Origin of the sequence: uncultured Veillonella sp., assembly GCF_900545205.1 — a bacterium.
Taxonomy (GTDB): Bacteria; Bacillota; Negativicutes; order Veillonellales; family Veillonellaceae; genus Veillonella.
Map to the genome: position 1 here is coordinate 1 of NZ_UQYC01000106.1, position 4,269 is coordinate 4,269.

Below are 4,269 nucleotides of genomic sequence, written 5' to 3' on the forward strand. Positions count from 1 at the left end.
GGTTGTGAAGCGGTTTGCCTCATTCGCCGCATATTTGTCGATTCCGCCTAAGTTGCTCGCCGCATTAACGCTCCGCAAAATGCAACAAGATGGCGTTGCTTTCAACATGGACATCGATATTATAGGTACACCAGATGAAGAAGCTACCGGTTGTAAGGTGGATATGTGTAATGCAGAGGTGTTTAAAGACTATGATTTTGCTATCATGGTTCACCTCGATGGGGAAGAAACACGTCCTAATTCACAATTCTTGGCACTAGACTGTTTCCGTGCACGCTATCATGGTAAACCAGCCCATGCAGCAGGTGAGCCTTGGAACGGCATTAATGCGGTAAACGGTGTACAACTTGCTATTCACGCGATGGATATGATGCGCCAACAAGTGCGACCTGAAACGCGCATCGGCACATGGATTATTGCTGGTGGTACTGCATCTAATGTCATTCCTGAATTTGGCGAGTTGGAAGTAACCGTACGTCATACAGAACGGGACTATTTAAATGGCCTATCTGAACAGATTAAGAAAATTTTTGAAGGGGCCGCCCTTTGTACTGGAACAACAGTGGATATAGAATTTTACGGCAATCCCTATGATGATATGAACCAAAACCATCGCGGTACTACTCTCATTGAAGAGGTGATGACTGATATGGGCATTGAATTTAAGCCAGGCCCAGCAGATATTGGGGGCAGCTCAGACATCGGTAACGTCAGCTATCAATGTGCTGCATTCCACCCTAAATTGCGACTTGCTGGAGACGATAAAGTATGCCACTCTAAAGAATTCGCAGCCGCTATGCTAGAACCAACCATTGAACAAACAATTGTGGACGGTGCTAATATCATAGGCCGCACCTTGTTACGATTGGTAGAAAATCCAGCTATATTAGAAGAAATCGTAGCTGAATTTAATGCATCTAAGTAGCTGAATTTAATGCGTCTAAATAAAGCGTTTTCTATATCTATCAGGATGGCTGTAATAGTGTAGATAGAATTCGTGGTCTTTTTCAGATTTATTAATGATGGATGATAATGAGATGTTTCCGTTTATAAAGCTCTGAATTTTGGTGAAATAGGCACCTAACTCACGGTCGTGATAATAGAGCGTCCAGACCACGTTATTTCCCGCGATGACTGGAATGTACTTAAACTCAAGGAATTCAAATAAACCAGCGATAGTGATATCATCTGGAACGACAAATTCCTCCCGATGATGATTCATATCATCGCCTGCACAAACTGCATCTCGATCAATTATGATACGCATATAGTTTCACTTCCTATCTATGCCTTATATACTATCTATGTCTTACATACTATCTGTGTATTCTTTTAACAGATATATTTGTAACTATTACTGTACTACTGATTGAAAATAATATCTATCCATTTATATACCGTATTAAAGGAGACATCATGTCCTCAACTGAAACCTTACAAATTAAAAATTATATAGGTCTCACCGGCGATAAACCCATTCGATTCATTGCATCTGATGTAGATGGTACCTTGGTTAATGATGCGAAAGCAATTCCTAATGAGGCTATCGAGGCGATTCGTGCCGCTCGTGAAAGCGGCATTCGTGTAGCCATCGCTTCTGGTCGTGCTTGGAATGAGATGAATGATGTTATCGAGAAACTACCATGTTTACGCTATTTCATGTGTACCAATGGGGCCTATGTAATGGACAAGGAAGAAAACCGTAGTTTGTTCCATGTAACCTTTGATAAAGAACAAGCACTCTATTTATTGCGCAAACTTTTAACCTATGGTGTTTATGTAGAGGCTTATGTGAAAGATAAAATCTTTGGTATGTATCCACCGTCCAGATGCATTACGCCTGAACGATTAAGCGCATGTGCTAGTGATCGTAAATCGACTGATACAAAAGGTTCGGTTGGACTCATGGATAATCATCTACCTAGCTTAATGAATCATCCTCAACTTGGTGTACCTGAGGAACATCTACCTGGTGAAACCCATGATCACTATGCCTTAGCTGAAGGTGATGAAGCAGCAAATGATAACTTATCTGAATGTGAAGTAGAACAGTCTAATTTCTTCTTTAGACCTAATATTCGCCCATTTATCTTAGCAACGCGTACTATGGTATGTGACCTACTAGCTCATATGGAATCTTTGGATGAAGGCCCTGAGAAGATGCAAATCTTTTACGGCGATGAGCCTATGCGCCAAAGAATCTTACAAGATTTGCGTGATGAATATCAAGGTATGTCTCATGATGGTACAGGTCGTGAACGCTTTTATGATGTACTGCTCTCTAGTGAAGGTAATCTTGAATTCGTACTACCACATACCACAAAGGGGTCCGCTGTAGAAGCACTGGCAAATCACTGGAAATTTAGTCCCGATGAAGTCATGACCTTGGGAGATAGTGAAAACGACCTATCCATGCTGCGTTTTGCAGGTGCTAGCGTAGCTATGGGCAATGGGAAGCCAAATATTAAAGAAGCAGCGCGTTATGTGACGACGGACAATAACCACCTCGGCGTGGCTAAAGCAATCTATTCCGCTATTGCGTATAACAATGAATTACTAAAAAAACAGTAATCATATCTCAAATTAGAGATACTTCCAGTTAAAAGTAAATCTTTCTAATCTGGATTGTGCTAGATATGTGTAAATCTGAGATACTACAAGTTAAAAGTAAATCTTTCTAATTTGGATTGTGCTCGATATGTGTAAATTTGAGATACTACCAGTTAAAAATAAATCTTTCTAATCTGGATTGTGCTCGATATGTGTAAATCTGAGATACTACCAGTTAAAAGTAAATCTTTCTAATTTGGATTGTGCTCGATATGTGCAAATCTGAGATACTACCAGTTAAAAATAAATACTTTTAACTGGTAGTATCTGAAAAAACTATATATATTTGTTTGTCGGTTTGTATTCCAGTCCGTTTTATAGTGAGGCATTGCTCGAAAGTGTATTACAGGTAATACATTGCTTTAGCTGATGTTAGAGCGAATGCTAAGTTAGTTTTATTAAACCCATAGGAGGTGATGTAGAATGGGAAATCTAAAGTTTAATATAGATGATACTTGTGTTAAGTGTGGTGCGTGTGCCGTAGATTGTCCTGTTCAATGCATTACCCAAGGGGAGACTCGGTTTAATATAGGTAAAGGGTGTATCGGATGTGGCGATTGTTACTCCATCTGTCCTGTAGGAGCTGTAAAAATGTCTAAACGTGAGCCTGATAAAGAATAGTCTCTTGAAAGGTTAGAGCCTCTTATAGGTCATCTCATTGTATTGAGTTTTGTATAGAGTAAAACCAAAATCCGAACATTAAAATATTAATCATAAATTTCATACGGAATATATGGAGTCCATATACTTCGTATGGTATAATGAAATGTAATGAAATTTAGCGTTTTGCTCGAGAAAACGCACCGCCAGTACAGAAATGTAAGGGTATTAAAAAATGGTGAATATACTTTCACAAATAGATACATATGGAGGAAGGCATGGAAAACAAGGAATTTGTTATTGTTGTTGACTTTGGTGGTCAATATAATCAATTGATCGCGCGCCGTGTTCGTGAAAATCACGTATACTGCGAAGTATATCCATACAACAAAGCGCTGGACAAAATTAAAGAATTAAAACCGCAAGGTATCATCTTCACAGGTGGCCCTAACAGCGTGTATGAAGAAAACTCTCCAAAAATCGAAAAAGAGATTTTTGAACTTGGTATTCCAGTTCTTGGCATGTGCTATGGTATGCAATTTATGGCGCATACATTGGGTGGCGAAGTTAAATCTGCTGACAACCGTGAGTTTGGTAAAACACCTACTAAAGTGGACACTACATCTCCATTGTTCAAAGGCTTGGACGAAGACCAAGTTGTTTGGATGTCCCACGTTGACTATGTAGCAAAAGTTCCTGAAGGGTTCGAAATCATTGCGCATACAAAAGACTGCCCTGTTGCATCTATGCAAAATAAAGAACGCAAATTATACGCTATGCAATATCATGCAGAAGTATTGCACACTGAACATGGTAAAGAAATGCTTCACAACTTCTTGTATGAAGTATGCGGCTTCACAGGCACATGGACAATGGCAAACTATGCAAAAACTGCTATTGATGAAATCCGTAACACTGTAGGCGATGGCAAAGTATTGTTAGCATTGTCTGGCGGTGTAGACAGCTCCGTTGCGGCAGCTCTTATTTCTAAAGCTGTAGGCGACCAATTGACTTGTATCTTCGTTGACCATGGTTTAATGCGTAAAAACGAAGGCGACG

5 protein-coding genes are annotated in these 4,269 nt (G+C 39.7%); 4 read left to right on the top strand and 1 reads right to left on the bottom strand.

Annotated elements, in window-relative coordinates:
* The coding region (locus QZR70_RS08510) for a M20/M25/M40 family metallo-hydrolase (RefSeq protein ID WP_295794498.1) at window positions 1-925 on the top strand (925 nt) is incomplete at its 5' end.
* 15 nt (window positions 926-940) lie between these two features.
* On the opposite strand, the gene QZR70_RS08515 is transcribed toward QZR70_RS08510, so the two are convergent.
* Complete coding sequence (locus QZR70_RS08515) at window positions 941-1,267, bottom strand: hypothetical protein (protein WP_295794500.1); 327 nt, start codon at window positions 1,265-1,267, stop codon at window positions 941-943.
* Window positions 1,268-1,416: 149 nt separating this feature from the next.
* Between QZR70_RS08515 and QZR70_RS08520 the strand changes: the two genes are divergently transcribed.
* From QZR70_RS08520 to guaA, 3 genes are all read left to right on the top strand, one after another.
* Window positions 1,417-2,571 (top strand): HAD family hydrolase, encoded by a 1,155-nt coding sequence (locus QZR70_RS08520; protein ID WP_295794502.1) that lies wholly within the window; start codon window positions 1,417-1,419, stop codon window positions 2,569-2,571.
* Window positions 2,572-3,033: 462 nt separating this feature from the next.
* Window positions 3,034-3,231 carry a 4Fe-4S dicluster domain-containing protein gene (locus tag QZR70_RS08525; protein WP_024065920.1) on the top strand — a complete coding sequence of 66 codons (198 nt, stop codon included), beginning with the start codon at window positions 3,034-3,036 and terminating at the stop codon, window positions 3,229-3,231.
* Between the two features lie 257 nt (window positions 3,232-3,488).
* A partial coding sequence (guaA, locus tag QZR70_RS08530) for a glutamine-hydrolyzing GMP synthase (RefSeq protein ID WP_295794504.1) occupies window positions 3,489-4,269 on the top strand: 781 nt, incomplete at its 3' end.

Coding starts and splice junctions, on each gene's coding strand:
- QZR70_RS08515 (WP_295794500.1), bottom strand. CDS start 1,267: ATGCGTATCATAATTGATCGAGATGCAGTTTGTGCAGGCGATGATATG.
- QZR70_RS08520 (WP_295794502.1), top strand. CDS start 1,417: ATGTCCTCAACTGAAACCTTACAAATTAAAAATTATATAGGTCTCACC.
- QZR70_RS08525 (WP_024065920.1), top strand. CDS start 3,034: ATGGGAAATCTAAAGTTTAATATAGATGATACTTGTGTTAAGTGTGGT.